This is a genomic window from Cellvibrio sp. 25HG11W-0 (genome assembly GCF_057815475.1).
The window spans coordinates 3,715,606-3,736,361 of record NZ_CM174230.1; the positions used below are offsets into that span (position 1 = coordinate 3,715,606).

The 20,756-nt window shown below is 49.3% G+C and carries 22 protein-coding genes; 10 read left to right on the forward strand and 12 right to left on the reverse strand.

Annotation, left to right across the window (positions count from 1 at the left end):
* Nucleotides 1-53 precede the first annotated feature (53 nt).
* Entirely contained in the window at nucleotides 54-1,295 is a 1,242-nt protein-coding gene (locus AC0KUT_RS15495; protein ID WP_488831297.1) for a PepSY-associated TM helix domain-containing protein, read from the forward strand.
* Here AC0KUT_RS15495 and AC0KUT_RS15500 read toward each other — a convergent pair.
* On the reverse strand, nucleotides 1,292-2,020 hold the full coding sequence (locus tag AC0KUT_RS15500; protein WP_488835762.1) for a sulfite exporter TauE/SafE family protein: 729 nt from the start codon (nucleotides 2,018-2,020) through the stop codon (nucleotides 1,292-1,294). The two genes, AC0KUT_RS15495 and AC0KUT_RS15500, sit on opposite strands and share 4 nt — an antisense overlap.
* Before the next feature lie 116 nt (nucleotides 2,021-2,136).
* Nucleotides 2,137-3,381 carry a molybdopterin molybdotransferase MoeA gene (gene moeA / locus AC0KUT_RS15505; protein WP_488831298.1) on the reverse strand — a complete coding sequence of 415 codons (1,245 nt, stop codon included), beginning with the start codon at nucleotides 3,379-3,381 and terminating at the stop codon, nucleotides 2,137-2,139.
* A gap of 180 nt (nucleotides 3,382-3,561) precedes the next feature.
* Here moeA and AC0KUT_RS15510 point away from each other — a divergent pair, with 180 nt between their 5' ends.
* The 6 genes from AC0KUT_RS15510 to AC0KUT_RS15535 all read left to right on the forward strand — a co-directional run bounded on the left by AC0KUT_RS15510 (nucleotide 3,562) and on the right by AC0KUT_RS15535 (nucleotide 7,895).
* Complete coding sequence (locus AC0KUT_RS15510) at nucleotides 3,562-3,897, forward strand: DUF6942 family protein (RefSeq protein ID WP_488831299.1); 336 nt, start codon at nucleotides 3,562-3,564, stop codon at nucleotides 3,895-3,897.
* 95 nt (nucleotides 3,898-3,992) lie between these two features.
* A complete protein-coding gene (locus tag AC0KUT_RS15515) occupies nucleotides 3,993-4,073 on the forward strand; it encodes a DUF6942 family protein (protein ID WP_488835763.1) in 81 nt (26 codons plus the stop codon).
* A 153-nt stretch (nucleotides 4,074-4,226) separates the two neighbouring features.
* Nucleotides 4,227-4,565: a helix-turn-helix transcriptional regulator gene (locus AC0KUT_RS15520; protein ID WP_488831300.1), complete on the forward strand. Its 339-nt coding sequence runs from the start codon at nucleotides 4,227-4,229 to the stop codon at nucleotides 4,563-4,565.
* The gene (locus tag AC0KUT_RS15525) at nucleotides 4,565-5,878 is read left to right on the forward strand and encodes a type II toxin-antitoxin system HipA family toxin (RefSeq protein WP_488831301.1); all 1,314 of its coding nucleotides are present in this window, start codon (nucleotides 4,565-4,567) and stop codon (nucleotides 5,876-5,878) included. Before AC0KUT_RS15520 ends, AC0KUT_RS15525 begins: the two co-directional genes overlap by 1 nt.
* 71 nt (nucleotides 5,879-5,949) lie before the next feature.
* Nucleotides 5,950-7,170, forward strand: a complete 1,221-nt coding sequence (locus AC0KUT_RS15530; protein WP_488831302.1) for a CvpA family protein — start codon at nucleotides 5,950-5,952, stop codon at nucleotides 7,168-7,170.
* 5 nt (nucleotides 7,171-7,175) lie between these two features.
* Nucleotides 7,176-7,895, forward strand: a complete 720-nt coding sequence (locus tag AC0KUT_RS15535; RefSeq protein WP_488831303.1) for a pseudouridine synthase — start codon at nucleotides 7,176-7,178, stop codon at nucleotides 7,893-7,895.
* 123 nt (nucleotides 7,896-8,018) lie between these two features.
* Here the strand turns inward: AC0KUT_RS15535 and lpxL are convergent, their stop codons facing one another.
* From lpxL to fabV, 6 genes are all read right to left on the reverse strand, one after another.
* On the reverse strand, nucleotides 8,019-8,933 hold the full coding sequence (gene lpxL, locus AC0KUT_RS15540) for an LpxL/LpxP family Kdo(2)-lipid IV(A) lauroyl/palmitoleoyl acyltransferase (RefSeq protein WP_488831304.1): 915 nt from the start codon (nucleotides 8,931-8,933) through the stop codon (nucleotides 8,019-8,021).
* 191 nt (nucleotides 8,934-9,124) lie between these two features.
* Nucleotides 9,125-9,892 carry a DUF481 domain-containing protein gene (locus AC0KUT_RS15545; protein WP_488831305.1) on the reverse strand — a complete coding sequence of 256 codons (768 nt, stop codon included), beginning with the start codon at nucleotides 9,890-9,892 and terminating at the stop codon, nucleotides 9,125-9,127.
* A gap of 171 nt (nucleotides 9,893-10,063) precedes the next feature.
* Entirely contained in the window at nucleotides 10,064-10,288 is a 225-nt protein-coding gene (locus tag AC0KUT_RS15550; protein WP_488831306.1) for a DUF2789 family protein, read from the reverse strand.
* Nucleotides 10,289-10,426: 138 nt separating this feature from the next.
* Nucleotides 10,427-11,323 carry a 1-acylglycerol-3-phosphate O-acyltransferase, YihG family gene (gene yihG, locus AC0KUT_RS15555; protein ID WP_488831307.1) on the reverse strand — a complete coding sequence of 299 codons (897 nt, stop codon included), beginning with the start codon at nucleotides 11,321-11,323 and terminating at the stop codon, nucleotides 10,427-10,429.
* A gap of 26 nt (nucleotides 11,324-11,349) precedes the next feature.
* A complete protein-coding gene (locus AC0KUT_RS15560; protein WP_488831308.1) occupies nucleotides 11,350-11,883 on the reverse strand; it encodes a 5' nucleotidase, NT5C type in 534 nt (177 codons plus the stop codon).
* Between the two features lie 88 nt (nucleotides 11,884-11,971).
* Nucleotides 11,972-13,147, reverse strand: a complete 1,176-nt coding sequence (fabV, locus tag AC0KUT_RS15565) for an enoyl-ACP reductase FabV (RefSeq protein WP_488831309.1) — start codon at nucleotides 13,145-13,147, stop codon at nucleotides 11,972-11,974.
* Nucleotides 13,148-13,393: 246 nt separating this feature from the next.
* Here fabV and AC0KUT_RS15570 point away from each other — a divergent pair, with 246 nt between their 5' ends.
* The 3 genes from AC0KUT_RS15570 to AC0KUT_RS15580 all read left to right on the forward strand — a co-directional run bounded on the left by AC0KUT_RS15570 (nucleotide 13,394) and on the right by AC0KUT_RS15580 (nucleotide 16,635).
* Nucleotides 13,394-13,804 carry an MAPEG family protein gene (locus AC0KUT_RS15570; protein WP_488831310.1) on the forward strand — a complete coding sequence of 137 codons (411 nt, stop codon included), beginning with the start codon at nucleotides 13,394-13,396 and terminating at the stop codon, nucleotides 13,802-13,804.
* 285 nt (nucleotides 13,805-14,089) lie between these two features.
* A complete protein-coding gene (gene mgrA, locus AC0KUT_RS15575) occupies nucleotides 14,090-15,106 on the forward strand; it encodes an L-glyceraldehyde 3-phosphate reductase (RefSeq protein ID WP_488831311.1) in 1,017 nt (338 codons plus the stop codon).
* A gap of 416 nt (nucleotides 15,107-15,522) precedes the next feature.
* Complete coding sequence (locus AC0KUT_RS15580; RefSeq protein WP_488831312.1) at nucleotides 15,523-16,635, forward strand: acyltransferase family protein; 1,113 nt, start codon at nucleotides 15,523-15,525, stop codon at nucleotides 16,633-16,635.
* 122 nt (nucleotides 16,636-16,757) lie between these two features.
* On the opposite strand, the gene AC0KUT_RS15585 is transcribed toward AC0KUT_RS15580, so the two are convergent.
* From AC0KUT_RS15585 to creB, 4 genes are all read right to left on the reverse strand, one after another.
* Nucleotides 16,758-16,976 (reverse strand): hypothetical protein, encoded by a 219-nt coding sequence (locus tag AC0KUT_RS15585; RefSeq protein WP_488831313.1) that lies wholly within the window; start codon nucleotides 16,974-16,976, stop codon nucleotides 16,758-16,760.
* Nucleotide 16,977: 1 nt separating this feature from the next.
* A complete protein-coding gene (creD, locus tag AC0KUT_RS15590) occupies nucleotides 16,978-18,342 on the reverse strand; it encodes a cell envelope integrity protein CreD (protein WP_488831314.1) in 1,365 nt (454 codons plus the stop codon).
* Nucleotides 18,343-18,524: 182 nt separating this feature from the next.
* Entirely contained in the window at nucleotides 18,525-20,009 is a 1,485-nt protein-coding gene (gene creC, locus AC0KUT_RS15595; protein WP_488831315.1) for a two-component system sensor histidine kinase CreC, read from the reverse strand.
* Between the two features lie 5 nt (nucleotides 20,010-20,014).
* Complete coding sequence (gene creB, locus AC0KUT_RS15600; RefSeq protein ID WP_488831316.1) at nucleotides 20,015-20,719, reverse strand: two-component system response regulator CreB; 705 nt, start codon at nucleotides 20,717-20,719, stop codon at nucleotides 20,015-20,017.
* Nucleotides 20,720-20,756: the final 37 nt, after the last annotated feature.

A 20,756-nucleotide genomic window follows, 5' to 3' on the forward strand; every position in this document is an offset into this window, starting at 1 on the left:
AATTCCCTTATAGTGTTAGAAATCATCATTCATTAGCATTTTTTGGGTTTGTTATGCGTACAGTTCTTGGGCTTTTACACCGTTGGTTTGGGTTATTTATCGCCGTATTTTTGTTTATTGCGGGGCTAAGCGGCGCGATTATCGCGTGGGATCACGAACTGGATGCTTGGCTTGCACCCGAGTTTTATCACTCTAGCGATACCAACAATCCACGGACTGAGCAGCTCACCCCCCTCGTTTTGGCAGCGCAACTAGAGGCCAAACACCCCGAGCTTAGGGTTACGTTCATGCCGCTTATGCTGGAAGAAGGAGATGCCATGAGCGCCATGGTAGTGGCACGCCAGCAACTCTCAGCAGATCAAGCGAAAGCAGCCCCAGCAGTAAGCCTGCCTTACAGCCAAGTCGCACTGAATGCCTATAGCGGCGACATTCAAGCCAAGCGCCTGTGGGGTGAGATTTCGCTCGCACCGGATAAGCTTTTACCGTTCATTTATAAACTGCACTATTCCCTGCACCTCCCCGATGTATCTGGGCTGGAGACGGGCTTATTGTTGATGGGTATTATCGGCATCGTGTGGGTATTGGACTGTTTGATTGCCCTGAGCATCTCCTTTCCCTCGCGCGCCCAGTGGCGTAAATCCTTTGCGTTTCGCTGGGGCAGCAACCGCCAAAAAGTCACCTTTGATTTACATCGCTCTGGCGGTGTGTGGGTATGGTTGCTGCTGCTAATGATGGCTGTCACTTCAGTCTCTATGAATCTTAGCTCGCAAGTAGTGCGCCCCTTGGTCGGCGTATTCTCGGCGCTAACACCCACCCCTTTCGAACTCAAAGCGCCCGTTACCGAGGCAGAGCCCGCGCTGAGCCGCGAGGCTATAGTTGCCCTCGCCCAGCAGCAGGCTGACAAGGAATCGATTCAAGCACCACTTGGCGGTATTTATTACGCGTCCTTTAAGGATATATATGGTGTTGGTTTCTTTGCACCAGGGATGGGGCACGGAGACATGGGGCTGGGCAACCCTTGGTTGTATTTTGATGGTGCAACTGGCGCTTATCTAGGTGGCACTTTCCCTGGCCAAGGCTCGGCAGGCGATATTTTTATGCAGGCGCAATTCCCGCTTCATTCGGGACGTATTATTGGATTAACGGGTAGAATTCTGGTGACACTACTGGGGCTGGTGATTGCGATGCTATCAGTGACGGGGATTATCATTTGGGCGCGCAAACGCAAATCGCGGCAATTAGCGCGCGCGAGTAAAGCGAGCGCTGCCGACAACCTCGCTGCATCCAGCTATTAGGTGAAAAGCATTTTTCCGCCCGCAATCAACAACACCAGTGCCATGACCTGACGGATCGCAATATTGCTGAGATGCTTGCTGCCAAGGCTGGCGCCAATCCAGCCGCCGATGATGGCGGCAAGCGCCCAATAAGCAAGGCCACTGGGCAAGGTAGGATGTGTAGTGAAAACACCGAGCAAACCCGCTGTTGAGTTAACCAAAATAAACACCGCGGCGACACCTGAAATAACCCGTGTTTCACCCCAGCGCAAAAACAGTAAAATGGGGCTCAAGAAAATGCCGCCGCCCACGCCAATTAAACCCGAGAAAAAACCTATCACCATGCCCGCCGCCATCAACCAGAGCTGCTGCGGTGCGCGCGTTGTTTTTTGGCTGGCAGACCTTGCCGTGAAGAACGAATGGAAGGCGGCATACACCAACATCACCCCCAACACCGGCTTGTAGTAGTTGCTCGGCAAACTCATGAGCCCGCCAATATACGCACAAGGAATGGAAGTAATAATGAGTGGCCAGAGCAAGGGCCACGAAAAGGCGCTGACCTTGATGTATTTAACACTGGCAATGGTTGCCACCAAAATATTTAAACAGAGCGCTGCGGGTTTTAAGCTTTCAGGCGCTAAACCGGCGAGCGCCATGATTGCAATATAGCCGGATGCACCTGCATGGCCGACGGAGGAATATAGGAGCGCGGCGACAAATATCCCGCCCGCTATCAATACCATCATAAGATCCAAACGTTATTCCTCGGGTAAATACTCAGACTACTAATCCACGTAATTCAATAGGCTAGTGCACGGCAAGCTATTGAAAATAGCGATAGTTTATTAAAGATAGCAACACGTTATTGAATGTAACGATCAAACGGAATCACACTCACTTCATCGCCTACTGCGACCGAGCCTGACTCCCTCGCCAAACAGATGTAGCAATTGGCATTGGCCATAGCGCGCAGCACCCCAGAACTTTGCGACCCCGCACTAACGACCGAATTAATGCCTTGCACTGTGGTTAAAATACCCCGCTGAAAATCCATTCGACCAGGCTGCTTTTTTAAGGGGCTAGCGGCGATTGCCGTCAACATACTCGGCACCACAAGCTGTTCACCCGCGAGATAACGGACGCTCGGCACAACTATTTGGTGATAGGTCACAGCGGTGGATACTGGATTGCCAGGCAAACCGAAGAACCAGCCAGTGCCGAGCGCTCCAAATGCCAAGGGCTTACCCGGTTTCATGGCGATTTTCCAAAAATCTATTTCGCCCATGTCGGTTAATACATCCCTGGTGTAGTCTGCATCGCCCACCGACACACCACCCGTTGAAATGAGCAGGTCCGCCCAGCTCATGGCGCGCGTAAAAGCAGCTTTGAGCGCAACGGGGTCATCGGCAACTATGCCCAAATCCATCACATCTACTGCGAGGCGCTGCAGCAAGGCCAACAGCAGAGGGCGATTGCTGTCGAATATTTTACCCATTGCAGGAGCCGCCCCCGCAGGCAACAATTCATCACCTGTGGTTACCACAGCAATTCGAACGCGGCGATATACAGCAACCTGCGCCATGCCAAGGGAGGCAAGTAGCCCTATTTCCAATGCGCCTAGGCGTTTACCCTGTGCTAACACTTGCTCGCCGAGGGCTATGTCCTCGCCCGCGCGGCGAATATTTTCACCCACGCTAACCTGCTGCTGAATATGGACAGCTTGCGCGAAGCGCTCAGTATTTTCCTGCATCACTACCGCATCTGCACCTGCGGGCACCAGTGCGCCCGTCATAATGCGCACTGTTTGCCCAGCAGTTAACGCACCTTCAAATGGATGCCCCGCCAGCGCCTGACCGACCAGTGTGAGCCTAGCGTTTGGCCCCGAGCAATCGGCCGCCTTGACTGCATAGCCATCCATTGCCGAGTTATCACCGGCAGGTACATTAATAGCCGCCATTATTGGCTCAGCTAACACTCGGTCGAGGGCATGCGCCACATCAACCCATTCAGATTCGTGGATGTGCGTACTAAGCGGCTTCAGCTGCTGATAGATACGCGCCAACGCTACATCGACCGCCAGTAAATCAGGCTGGGAACAGGCATCCATTGTTAACTCACTCTATATAATATGGAAAAATCACGTTTCTGATGGCAGAAGCCATTAACAGCGGCCAGTTTATCCCAACAACCTATTGGCATGGTTTTTAGTCACAATTCATTTTTTTCACCGCTAGCACCGCACGTATCCTTTCTGTTATTTAATCAGCAGAAGAGATTTAAATGCCGAATGACGCACTCTAAGCAATCATCAACTCAGCCCCCGCTTCACGCCACTGCGCACACCGCCATTGGCCTAGGCTCAGAGCAGTCGCAGATAAAACCGTATACCGCTAATCGCCCGCAACTTGATCATTACCCGCAACTCCTCACAGCGCATAACCTTAAGCTAGGCGAAACTGCCTATATTGCGGCCAACACCAGCAATCACTGGCGCAAGCTGTTTAACGCTTATGCAAAGTTGATCCTGATTGGCACCAACGTCAAGCAGCACATGTGCTTCCATCGAGCCGGCAAGCCTATCGCGACCAACACTTACTACAAACGCAAGCAGCAGAAGCATTGATGTATAGTGGCCGGTAAAACTTACACTGCCAGCCTAGAACTACCGTCACCGCATTGACTGGATAATTATTTGCATCCAATCACGCCACCCGCCTCATCGTTTGCCCCTACACTGACTATCGCCAGCTATCCAATGAGCGCATTGCTCGATTACTCCATCTAAAGCAGGGCTCTTAGCACACGACAATAAAAGGTAAAATAAAACCCATTAAGTAAAATTACAGTAGCTTAAAGGTAAAAAAATACCCACTAATTAAGATTAAAAATAATAGGTATATAACTAACGCCTATTGGTAAAAATAATAAATTAGAAGTAATATAATACCCATTATGAATCTATACACCCTAAGTGACACCGCTATAGCTGCCGAGCTGGGCCAACGCCTAGAGCGCCTGCGTTTAGAGCGCAACATCACCCAGCAAACCCTCGCTGATGAGATAGGTATTACCCCCAAAAGCTATCGCCAACTTATTGCGGGCGGTGGCAAGTTGGAAAACTTTATCGCAGCCTTGCGCGCACTTAATGAACTGCAGCAACTGGACAGCCTCATAACCACCACCGCATTTAGCCCGCTAGAGCAGCTTAAACTGCGTGGCAAAAAACGACAGCGCGCCCGCCCTGCCAGCAGCGAACCCCTAGCAGTGAATGAACCAAGGTTGGACTGGTAATGCAAAACCTCGCAGAAGTGTGGCTATGGGATAAGTTTGTAGGCGCTCTGGCCTGGGCACCAGAAACCGCCAGCGCGACCTTTGAATACGCCCCCGAATGGATGGCAAGCGGCGTACAAATTGCCCCTTTGCAAATGCCTATCACCCCCAAAGGGCAAAGCCGCTTTCAATTTCCGCATTTAAACAACGCCACCTACAAAGGCTTACCCGCCGCGTTTGCAGACACCCTGCCCGATGATTTTGGCAATGCGGTGATTGATGCATGGCTGGCACGCAATGGGCGCAACCCCGACTCATTTACACCCTTAGAGCGCCTACTCTATACCGGTAAGCGCGGCATGGGCGCGCTCGAATATGCACCCGCCGAACAGCGTCCGCAAACCAATCAAGGCGCGCTGGAAGTCGAATCACTCATGAGCATGGCGCAAGAAGTACTCAATGAGCGCGCGGGTATTCACAGCCAACTTGATCAAACCGACAAAGATTCCATGCGCGCCATTATGCAAGTAGGAACCTCTGCGGGGGGTGCGCGCGCCAAAGCCTTAATTGCCATCAATAAAACACGCAACGAAATTCGCTCGGGGCAAATAGACGCACCCGCAGGCTTTGAGCACTACCTGCTAAAATTTGACGGTATTACCGAGCGCGGCAGCAAACGTGAAACTTTTGGCGACCCACAAGGTTTTGGTCGCATGGAATATGCGTATTATTTAATGGCGCGCGCAGCGGGCATTAACATATCGCCGTGCGAACTATTACTTGAAGGTGAGCGCGCTCACTTTTTAACAAAACGATTTGATCGCAACGGTAATCACAAGCTGCACTATCAATCGCTCTGCGCTATGGATCATGCCGATTTCAAACAGCCCGGCCACTACAGCTACGAACAGCTATTCAGTGTTGCCCGCCAATTGCGCTTAAAACGCGCAGAAGCGATAGAAATTTATCGGCGTATGGTGTTCAACATAGTCGCGCGCAACCACGATGACCACAGCAAAAATACTGGCTTTATCTTGGCGAGCCCCAAAGCTGACTGGCAACTGGCGCCCGCATTTGACATAGCCTACAGCTACAAACCTGGTTCACCCTGGGTGAATTCGCACCAACTCAGTTTAAATGGCAAGCGCGATAATTTTACCCGCGCCGACCTTGTGCAGGCAGCGAATTTAATCACCAACTTTAAACGCGAAGCCCAAGACATTATTGAACAAGTCATTGCGGTGGTAAGCGGCTGGCAAGATTACGCGCAGCAAGCCGGAGTCAGCACCGACTTCAGCAGTGAAATTTATAACAACTTACGCATTCATTTATAGACATAACATTCACGTCGGCGAAAAGATGATCGCCCGCACTGAAAGCAACCTGCATAGAAAAGGAAAACATCATGGGCTTGGTCACTGTTATTTTTTTAGTCATAGCCGCATTTTTTTGCTGGCGTGGTTACCAGAAGGGTTTTGTTAAATCCATAAGCCGCCTTATGAGCTGGGCTATCGCCTATCCTGCCGCCATATTTTTCACCAAGCCACTGGCTAAGTGGGTTGTGCACTACACACCGCTCGATGGTTTAGTGGCTTATTTTGTGGCCGGCAGCAGTATTTTTTTAGTCGTGAGCTTATTGGTAGAACTCCTCCTCAAAGCAGCAGCCCGCGCAATCCCACAAAGCGATGCCGTCGCCACCAGCTCAAAAGTAGGCGGTGCAAGTATTGGCTTGGTAATGGGCACACTGCTAGGCTTGCTGGTTGTATATGCCATTGGCGTAACCAAGAAACCAGATATTCAGCCAGTACAAAATAGCGTTGCCAATAACAGCGCAATAGACCGCGACGCCACAACACGCGACCTAGGCGCGCCTGTACCGCAGATAAAAGACCTCGCGCGTGCGCGCGATTCTTTCATTGAAGCCAGCGCGAAAAAACTCATTAGCACGGCTGCTGCCAGCGCTGCAGATATCGCCTTCGATGACCCCGCCGCAACGCATGTAACGCGCGCATTTATGGAAGACCCACAAACGATGCTCAGCCATGTGCAACAAGCAGCTAACAACGGAAAAATGAAACTGTTACTTGAAAACGAAGACGTGCAGTCGCTCTTAACCACGGGTGATGTCAATGCACTGATGCGCAACCAAGAGTTTCAAAACGTGATGAATGACCCCGACATTCAAGCGCTGCTGGCAACTGCTGACACCGCAGAAAGTGGCGGCACAGGGCAACAGGCCGCCGCAGAAAAAATGGTCGCCGCCTGGCGTAGAGTGGACACCTTAAAACACGACCCGCGCATTATCGCCATAGTGCAAGATCCAGAATTCCAAGCGCAGTTAAATTCGCCCAATAAAATGCAGCTGATGATGAACCCCAAACTTAATCAACTCACCGAAATTATTTTTAGCAGCGAGACACCTGCAGCCAATGGCATGAGCCGCTATCAAATACAGGATTTGGATCAAAGTGGGCGCGACGCAAACTATATGCCTATAGATACAACGCCAGATACGGCACCAGCAGACAATAATCCTGACGATCATGCACCAGTACCAATTTACCGCTGGACCGATGCGCAGGGCAAGGTGCACTACTCTGACAAACCCAAATCATCGCCCCACTAACACCGATGAAATCTAAACGCACCCGCCTCGACCGCTTTATCAGCCAACAAACTGGCATCAACAGCAAAGATGTTCGCCTGCTGCTAGCACAAGGCCGTTTACAGGTTGACGGCAACCCTGCCACTGATATTCATCAATTTGTCGATCAGTTTACGCGCGTAACACTCGATGAAAAAATACTGCAGGCCAATCAAGCCATCTATCTCATGCTGCATAAACCCATAGGCGTAGTGAGTGCAACCAAAGATGACAAACACCCCACCGTGCTCGATTTAATTTTACGCCGCGAGCCAGAGCTCGCCGCATATAATTTACACATCGCCGGCCGCCTCGATTTCAATACCACAGGGCTGGTGCTACTCACCAATGATGGCCGCTGGTCGCGCGGTTTGAGCGCCCCCGAACAGCAAATTGCCAAGCGCTATATAGTCACCCTCGCCAACCCGCTAAGCGAGGATTACATCAGCGCTTTTGCGGAAGGTATGCATTTCCCTTTTGAAAACCTCACCACCCGCCCCGCACAATTAACAATTTTGGGAGAGTGCCTTGCCGAAGTGCATTTAACCGAAGGGCGCTACCACCAAATAAAACGTATGTTTGGCCGCTTTCGCAATCCCGTGGTAGCACTGCACCGCAGCGCCATCGGCAGTGTAGAATTAGACCCTGCGCTCGGTTTAGGTGAATATCGCGCGCTAGACTGCCATGAAGTAGCGGCTTTGCATTAACGGCCAACCATCTAGCGCAGCCCCCTTTCTTAAAAAAATCATCTCAAAAAAAATCGCGCGGATTATTAATCCGCGCGATTCTTTTCGTTCTTTTTTATAATGGCTTAGCTTAAGTCGTCGACACTAATAAACGCTAGGCTCACCCTCGGGGCGAGTTTTAAACCGCGGCTGCGCCCAAAAATATTGCCCAGGGCATTTTAAAATTTCCTGCTCCATAAATTCATTCACTCGGCGCGCATCCGCTATTTCATCGCCGCTGGGATAATGAGCAAATGGCGGATGAATTGTTACTGCATAGCCGCTGCCATCAGCCAAGCGCTGCTGGCTAAAGGGAATTACCCGTGCGCGTCCCATGCGTGCAAACTGAGCGGTGGCCGTTACTGTCGCCGCTTGCACACCAAAAAAGGGAACAAATACCGAAATTTTTTCACCGAGATCTCGATCTGGCGCGTACCAAATCATACGCCCCTTGCGCAGCTGGCCCACCATAGCGCGCACATTGTCGCGGCTAAATGCCATGCCGCCCTTACAATAGGCTTCGCGGCGTTTTTGTTGCAGATAGTCGTAAACTGCATTGTTATGAGGACGATACATGCCGTCGTAATTGATCAGCTGCCCCATCATCGCACTGCCGATATCTAGGGTAGTGAAATGCAAACTCAACAGCAGCGCGCCCTGCCCCTCCGCCTGCGCCTGTTCTATATATTCCAATCCCGTCACAGTGAAGAGCCGCCGCAAGCGCCACTTTGGCCAAAACCAGGCGATACCCGTTTCGAACACAGCCATTGCGGTTGAGAATAAAGTCTCGCGCAACAGTGCTTCGCGCTCTGCATCAGACAACAGCGGAAAACATAAGCGCAAATTGGTTTGCGCTTGGTGCAAACGTTTTTTATTCATGCGCAATAGCGGGCTTAAGAGTCTCGCCATACCCAGCTGCAGCCTAAAAGGCAGTTGCGCTATTAGCACCCATAGGGCCACACCCAACCAAGAAAACCAATGGCGTGGCGCAAGTAGCTGGCGAGTAAAAGTAGCAGACATAAGCAAGAATCTATTGGTAGGTAGGGTGCGATTATAGCGGTAGGCAGACTCAAGCCGCTAATACTTACGCATGAGCGGCTTGAGATGAAGCATTTGAACATAAACAATTGCTAGAACAAACAAAACATTGATCGAGATAACTAACCGAAACAATTAACCGAAACAATCAATTAAGACCAAGCACAACCGACTTAAAAGTTATAAACCAAGTTAACAAACGTCGTAGTGTCCGTTTTTACCTTGCCCGGTGCTACATCCGTATCATTCGCCACTGCAAAGCCTACTTTCATTTTCATCGCATCGGTAATAGAGGTAGAGAGAGATGTCTCCGCCAGCGTACGAGTATTGTTATCACCCGCTTCAACGCTGAGGGTTTGTTTAAATTCTGCCGTAGGGGTGATCATCCACTCCAAGGCCGATGCCAAACGCAACATGGCACCACTCTCTTTAATCAACACATCGGCAAGAGTGGCATTAGCGCCCTGCACGACTTTATCGCCTTCAAAATAACCGGGGCCGACTTCGGCATACCAATTTAATGTTGGGGTTGAGTAAAGCCAATCACCATAACCTACCGATAAGGTAGAGTAGCTGCGGTAGGAGCCAAACTTGTCGCTCGTATGAGAACCGAAACCAAAAAAATAGGACTTCTCTGCGCCAAAAACATAGGCGGATTTAATCGAGCCAAAATATTTTTCGGCGGTTTTTTCTGAGCTACTGGTACCGTCGAGTTGCTCTACCTGATCGTCTTTGTAGAGCGCACTGAGCACATATTGGTTTTCCCACTTAGTGAAATTCTGCTTGGCGTCGATTTTCCCCTGAAAGCTCGATGTTTCCGTATTGCCCGAGGTGGCATTCGCCCCTAAATCAACCTCAATATCCCAAGGGCGCTTATCCGCCGCAAAAGCGGGGATTACCAGGAAGCTTGAGAGTGCCAAAACCAGACTGTGCTTTAACATAAAATCGTCCTTTGAAACTAATTTGTCATGAAAATTAAGTAGTTACGAAAGCAAACCTTAACCGCGACCGCTATAAATGGCAAATGCTAACGCGATTTAAACACGGCAATGCAAAAAAAATGGCCAGCAAACGCTGACCATTTTAGATATAACAGATGAAAAACTAGCCAATTAATCGCGCAATAAACAATTCAACTCATCCACAACCTCAGCCCAATCGGAATAAGGTTGGCGTGCTTCGCGCAAAAAATCCGCCTGTTCTGTATTCCAACAACTCGCGCTGGCGAGTGGCTCAGCTTGAGGCAGCGGGCGATAGCGGGCGATGAAGGCATCCATGTCGCTAGCGGTATTAGGGAGGCCGAGTTTGGCAAAAAGTTCGCTCAGGGTGTACATCATAAGGCCCTCCTTTATGGGTGATCAGCAATCACCCAGTGCAATGACTCCGCAACGCCTAGGTTAGATGTACAAACACAGGTCGCGCAGGAGTGGTGCACTAGAATAACGTTAAAGACCGCTAAGCTCCTAGTGTATTTTTTATGATGATGCTTTTTGCTGCAACATAGTCGTAAGCTGAGCATCCTTTCGCTGCCAAAGCTCATTCACCCATAACTGAAACGCTGCGCGAAACACTTCATCATCAGCGTAGTTGCCTATTAATTCAGCGGGAATCGGCAGCTGACGAACATGTACCTGAACCTCTGGCACCTTGCCGCACACATACTCCCAATAACTTGGGCGCCCCGCACTGTAGCAAAGTGTGACATCCAGCAACTTATGCAGCTGTCCATCCATCGCCGCCAAGGTGAAGGCCACCCCCCCCGCTTTGGGCATCAATAAATTCGTATAACTAGACGACTGCTGCGCATGTTTGGCTGAGGTAAAACGCGTGCCTTCTAAAAAGTTAATAATGGTAACGGGGTGATGGCGAAACTTTTCACAAGATTTACGCGTCTGCTCCACATCCTTACCCTTTAATTCGGGATGGCGCGCCAGCTGCTCTTTGCTGTAGCGACGCATGAAGGGGAACTCCAGCGCCCACCATGCCAAGCCCAGTAGCGGCACCCAAATAAGCGATTGTTTTAAAAAAAACTTAAGGTAGGGGATACGGCGATTAAACACCCGTAACAGCACCAATATATCCACCCAGGACTGATGATTCGCTATCATCATGTACCATTCCTGCTCACTCAAACCCTCCATTCCGTCCAACTGCAACCGCGTAGGTAAGAGCAAAGCTTGATGGCGCGCATTGGCATCCATCCACAGGCTCGCCAACCAATCCAAGCGGCGATTACACCACGCTTGCCACGCCACTATGGGCACTAGCAGTTTCAACAATGCCAACCCAATGATCGGCAAAAAAACCAAACTGGTGAGCAACACAAACAATAGGGTAATAGTTACCCCTAATAGGTGACGGACTATAGACATGGTAAAGCTTCCCTATTGCAGCAGATTTATATTTTAAGAAAGTAATCGCTAACGTCCTGCCAATCATTTACCCGTACCAGTGCAGGCTCATGCAGATTATGCGGCGCGCTAAACAAAACACCCTGCCCCCCAAAGCCCTCAAAGTGGCGCGGGCTATCGTCAATCAAATAATCGGCTTTTACCAAGCCTTTGTTGCCACAAAACACAAAATTCATGGGCGATATAAAGGGCAAATGCTTAACCAACCATTGGTACTTGGGCGCAAAAGAGTTGGGATGCTCCATAGCGGCAGTGGCTATGACAATGTCAAACTGCAGATGCAGCTCTTCGATTACGGCACGCGCTTGTGGATAAATAGGAATGTCCACAAAAAAATCCGGATTGTCTGGATAGGCGCGCACTCGACTGACGGCTTCGGGCAGAACCTTGTCATAGATTTTGCTGCCGGCCAAATCTGCTTTGGATAAGGTTTGATTAAACGCAGTGTTGTACCAATCCAAATGTCGACTAAGGGTATCGCAGATGGTTTCATCCATATCTATCGCAATTCGCTCGCGCATACTTATCTGCCTCTTACAAAATTAGCGTTCAAAAAAAAATCCCTCGCGGCGGGCGAGGGATTAATCAATGCAGCACCGCAGTGCTTAATTAAAAATTCGTCGCCACTTGAGGAGTTGTCTCGGCATCATAATCTACATTATCTATGCCAAAACCGAAGAGACGTAAGAATTCCGCTTTGTAACCAGCAAAGTCAGTCAGGTCGAACAGGTTCTCTTCCGTTACTTGATCCCAGATAGCTTCCACCTTGGCTTGCACAGCGGGGTTTAATTCCAACTCATCGACGCGGTAGCGGCCGGCATCATCCAAACGCGGCGTAGCCGTGTAGAGGCACTCCGTAAACAAGCGTTGAATCTGCTCGATACAGCCTTCGTGGGTGCCCTCTTCTTTCATTACCTTGAACAAAATAGCGAGGTACAAAGGCATTACCGGAATCGCCGCACTGGCTTGGGAGACGACTGCTTTAAGCACGGCAACGCGCGCCTTACCGCCGTGTTTACTGCTCAGGGCAGTCGCTGCGCGATCCAAATCTTCTTTGGCTTTGCCGATAGTCGCCTTACCGTAGATTGGCCAAGTAAGCTTATCGCCTAAATAGGTATAAGCCACAGTTTGGAAATTATCAGAGAGCAGATCAGCACTCTTTAGTGCATCAATCCACATCTCCCAGTCTTCACCGCCCATTACCTTAACGGTATTAGCAATCTCTTGTTCTGTAGCCGGCTCAATGGTGACATCGCCGATTTTCAAGGTGTCGGTATTGAGGTTTTTAGAAATGTATTGTTTGCCGATAGGCTTGAGTACCGAATTATAAACTTCGCCCGTTTTTGGGTCAGTGCGGCGCGGTGATGCCAAGCTATAAATCACTAAATCGACTTTGCCGATTGAGTTTTTAAGTTCATTGATAACCTGCTCTTTCAAGGCATCCGAGAAAGCATCGCCATTCAAGGTTTGTGCATACAAACCAGCCGCTTTAGCTGCATCGTGAAAGGCAGACGTGTTGTAGTAACCTGCGGTGGCGGTTTTTGCTTCCGAGGGCTCTTTTTCAAAGCACACACCCAGAGTATCCGCACCGCCGCCAAAGGCTGCGGTAATGCGCGACGCCAAACCAAAACCGGTTGAACAGCCCAGTATGAGCACTTTTTTAGGTGCGCCAGCAACAGCGCCCTTGCCTTGGGTGTAAACGATTTGCTCTTGTACATTGGCTGCACAACCCTGTGGATGGGCATTGGTACAGATAAAACCGCGAACTTTTGGCCTGATAATCATGAATCACCCTTGTTTTGGTTTACGAGTCGATTAAATAATGAGCAGAAAGGCTGCCCTAAACGGTGGGTATTATAGTGGCATAGACACAATAAAGCAGCGCTTTGGGTAATTTAGCCTGAGCAAGGCGCCATTAGTATTACACTAAGGGCTGCAGCGCTATTTCATCGCCGTGCGCCAATATTGACATTCATGCACTGCGCAGAGCCAAATCCACCAGATTCAATCCCATAAGATTAAGGAGAGTTTATGCTTTACCCCATGTTTGCGATGGTATTACTCACATGTGTCGTTGCCGGCTATTTACTAAGCTTGCGCATCAACGCCGTCAAATCAAAACAACTTAAACTGAGTCAATTTCGACTCAATAACAGCAGCGATATTCCCGAGGCCATTGCACAAGCCGCGCGCAACTACTCCAATTTATTTGAGGTACCCCTGCTTTTTTATGCGGCGGGAATCTTAACGCTCGTGTTGCGTGTGGACTCCACCGCCATGCTTATTTGTGCCTGGGGCTTCGTACTCACGCGGGTGGTGCATAGTTGGATTCATATCACTAATAATAATGTTGTGCACCGCCTCTACGCCTTTGCCGCTGGGCTTATATTGGTGCTGACTATGTGGCTGCTATTGCTGGCGAGTTATAGTTTTCACCCCTAAGTATTCATTAACAAACTCATAACGCCCCGTCAGCACAGGTTTAAAAGCTAGGCTTGCAAGGTGAATACTTAATAGATCACTACCAATCTTTACACACACAAAAACTGGGGCAGATTTTTTTCGGGTAGAATAGCGCGCAAAACAATAACACCAAGAAATAGCGCGCATTTTTGCGCCCCTTATTTTTAGAATATCCACACCTAGATTATTGCCTGCGCCTTATTTACGCTCAACTTATCGATGCTTTTTAAGTGACGACCCCTTACTTAGAGAAAGAGGAACCCCATGATTACCCACGAACCTAATCCGCGCTACCTTGCCAACCCCGATCGCTACACCCAAATGAAATACCAACGCTGCGGTAAAAGTGGTATTCGTCTGTCGCGCTTGTCGCTCGGTTTATGGCAAAACTTTGGCGCGGTTGACTCCCAAGAGAATGCGCGCGACATGCTGCGTAAAGCCTTCGATTTAGGCATCAATCACTTTGACTTGGCCAACAACTACGGCCCGCATTTTGGCTCAGCAGAGTCTACTTTTGGGGCTATTTTTAAGCAGAACTTTACCCATTACCGCGACGAATTAATTATCTCCAGCAAAGCCGGTTACGACATGTGGCCAGGCCCTTTTGGTATTGGCGGTTCGCGTAAATATTTAGTCGCCAGTTGCGATCAAAGTTTAAAGCGCACTGGGCTCGATTATTTTGATATTTTTTACCATCACTGTATGGACCCAGAAACACCTCTTGAAGAAACCATGCAGGCACTGGATTACATTGTGCGCTCTGGTCGCGCGCTCTATGTGGGCATATCCAACTATAAGCCCGAACAAACTCAAGCCGCTGTGCGTATTTTGCGCGAGCTGGGCACACCGCTGTTAATTCATCAACCGCGCTACAACATGTTTGACCGCTGGATTGAAGATGGCTTGACCGATGTATTAAAAAGCGAAGGCGTTGGTTCGATTGTGTTCTCACCCCTCGCACAGGGTGTGCTCACCAACAAATACTTGAACGGTATTCCCGCTGATTCACGCGCGGCGCGCAGCGAGCAAATTTATCTCGGCAACAAAGATATCACCCCCGAAAAAATTGCTAAGGTACAAGCGCTCAATGTCATTGCCGAGAGCCGCAGCCAATCACTCGCGCAGATGGCTATCGCCTGGACACTGCATAATGACGCCGTCACCACCTGCTTAATCGGTGCTAGCCGCCCAGCACAAATTGAAGATTCAGTAGCCGCACTTAACAACCTTGAGTTCAGCAGCGATGAACTCGCTAAAATTGAATCGATACTGAAAGGGTAATCAAAAGAGTAAAAACAAAATAAACCATAGGGCGAGGCATGTTAAATAACTCGCCCTATGGCGTTTAAGAGTAATAATGCATCAAACAAGAAAACTAGCGCTAAAATCAGTAAATGCGCATCTTTTTTACTGCACAAAATTAATGCACTGGCTGCGTTCAAAGCCTGTTAATTGCCCCAGCACAAACCGCATTACCCGCCTTACCTGAGAACTAACACACCTTTTACAGCAGATACCGCAAAAAAAAACCGCACAATGTCGCACAAATCCCCATGGCACATAGTCTGCATTAAAAGCTTGCCAGCCCCACCAACAAGGGCAATTTTATTGAACGCTCTATTACTTCGCTAAAACGTCCATTCTTTTTATTCAGGTGCAGCTTAATTCTGCCCTGAAAATTCACAGGGATTGCTGATATGAATTTATTTTTCGATGCGGCCAGAAAACAAGGTTTCTCCATTCCCTTACATGCATTGCGCGGATTAGCGGCAGTGATAGTACTGCTGGTTCATTTACAAGGGCGAGTCGCTGATGCCTTTCCCGACTTTACGTTTCCACCCATATTTAATGGCAGTGCCGCCGTCACCTTCTTTTTTGTGCTGAGTGGTTTGGTGGTGGGCTCATCGCTCGCAAAACATAAGCTCACCAAAGACTCAATTGCCATCTATGCTCACCGCCGCTTTTTCCGAATCATGCCACTGATGTTTGTCACCGTAAGCTGCGGCGGGCTCTACCTTCTGTTTATCGACCCACACCTGAGCCACTCACTTAATCCCAAAGAGTATGGCGACTTTACCCCGCTTAAATTTATCGCCGGTTATATTGGCTATTCACTTAAAGCCAACCCACCTATATGGTCAATTTTTGTTGAACTAATTGGATCCGTGTTAATTCCTGTCATGTTGTTATCAGGCACCAGCCTACGCAATGTTCTATTAGCGCTAGGTGCCTGTGTTGTGCTTTCGCTCATTCCACTAGATTTTAAACACCATTGGAATTTTTACATCATTAGCTTTTATCTAGGTTTGAGTATTTTGCTATGGGGAAAGTGGCTTGCAGTGCGCGTAGAAAAACTACCAAGCACACTTTTTTGGTGCCTAATTGCCATATTGACACTGGGGTTTTATCTAGCGCGACCGCTCACGGGCGCAGGCTTCGGCGACTTATGGATTGTCTACTGGGAAACCCTCTACATAGCACCTTTAGTCGCTATTATTTACTATTCACCCGAGAAATTTTCGCTGCTAAATGCACCTGTGTTTAGATTTTTGGGGGATATATCCTACAGCCTCTACCTAGTCCACACGATTTTAATTGTTGCGCTACTCAATGGGGTAACCTTCCTACTGGGCAATAGTGGTTTTGCTGCACTGGTCTATTGTTTCTCCGCACTCGTGTGTAGCTTTAGCCTCGCCTATATTTCCTACAACCACATAGAACTTGGTGGTGTAGCCTTAGGCGAGAGCTTGCGCAACAAATTTCTCAGCAGAGCTAAACGAAAATACAATTTAGAGACTAAAAAAGTGTAGTAAACACCTGCGCCGGTAATTGCTAGCACTTACCAGAAAGTAGCACTTACCAGAAAGTAGCATCTACCAAACATAAGCTGCAAAGCAGCTACCGGCGCAGAACCGCAAATCTACAAACCGACTCAGCGGCCAGAATCCATACCTAAAATTATTCGCTCGTAATGTTGCTTTAAGTGGGGCTGAGGATAGATCTTTGCATGAGCTTCCATTGCGACGCATGCTAAACCTGCGATCAATACACAGCGCCCCCAAAATCCACGGCGCCAGAGCCAATAGCTCACACCTACACCGCCGACCAACACACTCAATAAAATAACCCCCGACATCAAGAGTATCACCATGTTATTTGTGCTCCTTGGCGATAGCAGTGGCATTGCCAAAGCCATACCAATCTACGTTGCGGGTGAGCAACATAAACACACCAAGCAGCACAAACAACAATATTGAACCCATTAAGAGGGCATAGTCTTCTGCGCTTAACAAGCCATAGAGAATGCTATACAGAAAACTCAAACCCGCGGCAAAACCAATTCCACGCCCAACACTTTGCAGCACGGTTGACACATAAAAACCAATCAAAAGCACACAGGCAGCGGAAGACAATACATAGGCCAATACAAACCCAATATGCTCAGCGAGCGACAATAACAGCAGATAAAAAAGTGCGAGGGCCACCCCCACCAACGCATATTGCACGGGGTGAATTTGCAGACGCTTAAGAATTTCGAACAGGAAAAAGCTGGCAAAGGTGAGCCCTATAAAGAGCAAGGCATACTTAATGGCGCGATCACTTTTTACATATTGATTGACAGGGTCTATCAACTTAACACCTAACAAGCGCTGTTTAAACTCTCTGCATTCATCCTCCTCAACACAGCGCGTAAAATATTCCGCGATGTTGGTAGAGAAGTAAGATGTCTGCCAGCGCGCACTAAAACCCTGAGCATCAACACTGCGTTCTACCGGCAAAAACTCCCCGCTAAAGCTGGGATGTGGCCAATCAGAACCGAGGTTAACATGTGTTTCTTGACCGATCGGCAACACCTGCAGTTGCTCAGTACCTTGCAGCTTAAGGTCGAACGCAAAATTTAATTCCAGCGGCTGCTCCGCCGCCTTTACCAAGCTGCTTGCCGCGAGGGTTGCATGAACACCATCACCCAATATGCTCAGATCTGAACCCGCAGCAAACGCGACGATTTCGTCATTCATCTTTAATTTGAGCGAATTTTCTATACCGCGAATATCGCTAATCCCCACAGCAACATAGGGCGTAGAGAAACTGTAATCCGCAAAATCTTGGGTAATGCCAAGCTGTATCGGTAAGCGAAAGGCGCCATCAATATGGCTATCTGCATGATAGAGTCGCGCGCGGTAAATACCGCGCTCACGCAATTCGGTATTTAACTGGGCGTTAATCCGCAAAACGTCAGGCAAAAAATGCAAGGCGCCCGTCACACGCCGAGCCTCAATCACCGTTTCTTTTTTGCTGTTAATCACGCCATAGCGCTCAAGCTTGCTATAGGGAATAACCAAAATGGGGCCGACCAGTGTTTGGCTGTAACTGGAGCTGCGCGCTATATCTGCCACTACATCTTCACTGTAAGCGCGGCGCTCATCAATCGAACTGCCAATCATACCCAAGGGTATTAAGAGCAAGAGCATCAATAAGCCAATAGTGAGGGACTTAAAAAGTAAGGGGCGTTTCATGGGTTTCTCCTTGTGTGTTTGATAGGAGAAATAATGCCCTGCTCGTGTGTGGGGTGTATGAGGGTTGTGTGGAGGTTTTATGGCGCTTGGATGGAGTTTATGTGGAGCTTGTCTTTCTTAGTCTCTCTCAGATTCAGCTCAGGGCTCTCTCAGATTCAGCTCAGGGCTCTCTCAGATTCCTCTCAGGCCTTTAACGGAAAACGCATGAGTGCTTCCACACCCTGTGCGCAATTGTGCAGCTGAAAATAAGCGCCATGCAACTCTGTAACCTCTTGCACCAGATTCAGCCCCAGCCCCGTGCTTTTTTTACCCGTGCGTGGGCGCGCGAGGGAAAAGAAACGCTCAGTAAGCCGCGCAAGGGCGAAATCGGGAATGGCTTCACCCTCATTGTAAATACGAATGACGATTGCCTCCTCGGTATTCGCACCCGTATTTTCCTCCGCCGTTACGCGCTCTAACCCTGCATTAATGCGCAATGCGCCTGAGGGCACACAAAAATCCAATGCATTATCGAGTAAGTTAGTGAGCGCCTGCCCCACTAAAAAAGCATCACCTTTGATGAATAAATTAGCAGCAATATCCACGCTCAACAGACATTGCTGCAAGCTAATACGCGCAGCCTGCTGCTCCACTAGTTGAGACAACAATGCGCTGATATTCACTGTGGTCGGGTTTGCTAAAACTTGCTGCTGCTCCAGTTTTGCTAAATCCAAAAGGCGCTCGATTAATTGCTGCAAGCGCAAACTGTCGCCCGCAATATTGCCAATAAAGCGCTGGCGCTGTTCAGCTTGCTCTGGCGCATCTAACAAAGGCGATTGCAATAATTCCGCGGCAGCGCGAATACCCGTCAAAGGGCTTTTAAGTTCATGGGCGAGGGTTTGTACATAGTGTTCAATATAGGCTTTACCATCTAATTCACGGCGCATGCTGTCGAGCGCCAAGGCCAATTGACGCAATTCTCCACTGGCAATTTTACTTTGCGGAATGGGTGCACGCTCGCCGTGGCTGATGGTTTGGGCGAATTCACGCAACTTGCGCAGCTCGCGGCTTAGCCACCAAGAAAACAGCGCTCCGCTCAGTAGGCCCAAAATAATAAGGCTGCTGCCCAACAACAGTAAGCGTCGCTCAGTGCGTGCGATAAATGGCTGCAAGCTGCGCATAGGTTTGGCAACGCTGACGACACCGATAATATTTGCACCGCTTTTAATTGGCGCCGCCACATACATAATGCTGGAACCTTCATCGCCTTCAAACTCTTGCGAGGAGCGCGCGCCATATTGACCGCGCAAGGTTAAATACACATCGTTCCAGCGCGAGTAATCTTGCCCTACGGCAATATTTTTTGAATCCAACAACACAATACCATTGCTGTCGGTGACATAAATGCGGTGGTTCACGGCAGACTTTTCAACGCCCCAAATACTGGCCTTAGGTTGACGCAGGCCATAGGCTTTGAATATGTCGGTGTAAGCTTCGCTGTCTAACCGCTGTTGCAACATTGGCTCGCGCAAAAATTCGGCGAGTAAGTTGGCGGTATCCACCAAGGTTTCCTCTGTCGATTGCTTAACACCGGGGCGAATTTCCTCCATCACCGTGCGCAGCACAAAATAACTACAGAGGCTTACAAACACCATATAAACAATAAAAATACGCAAACTTAAGGACATGAGCGCTACTCCGTCGGCGCCGTTTGATAGCAGTAACCAAAACCGCGCTGGGTTTTAATCGGTTCAGCCTCAGGTTTGATGTGCCGCAATTTACTGCGCAGGCTTTTAATGTGACCATCAATGCCGCGCTCGTAGCCCGCCTCTGCCGCTGCACCCGCCGCCGTGAGCAATTGATCGCGGCTGAGCACGCGCCCCGGCTGCGCGATAAACGCACTCAACAACAAAAACTCAAAGCGCGTGAGCACCAAGGGTTGGCCCCAATAATTAATGGTTTTAGCATTGTGATCCAGGGTGAACTCAGCCAGTGAATGAACAACTTCTGCGCTTATATGTACCGCCGAAGACACAGCAGGCACGCGCTTTAAAATCGCCTTGACCCGCGCAGCCATTTCGCGCGGGCTAAAGGGTTTAACCACATAGTCATCGGCACCTATCTCAAGGCCAACCACACGATCCAATTCCGAACCGCGCGCGGTTAAAAATATCACCGGCACCTCACTAAATTTACGCAGTAATTTACAAGCTTCAAAGCCGGTCATATCCGGCAGGCCGACATCGAGCACAATCAAATCCACCCGGTGCTGCTGAACATAGTTCAACGCCGCCCCCGCCAAACTGAGCCAATGGGTTGTGTGGCTATCCGCGCGCAGCACAAACTCCAAGCTTTCAGCAATAGAGGGTTCGTCTTCCACGATTAAAATATGGGGCATAAGCAGGTTCCGTGCGATTCCAACAAGTTTTGGGATT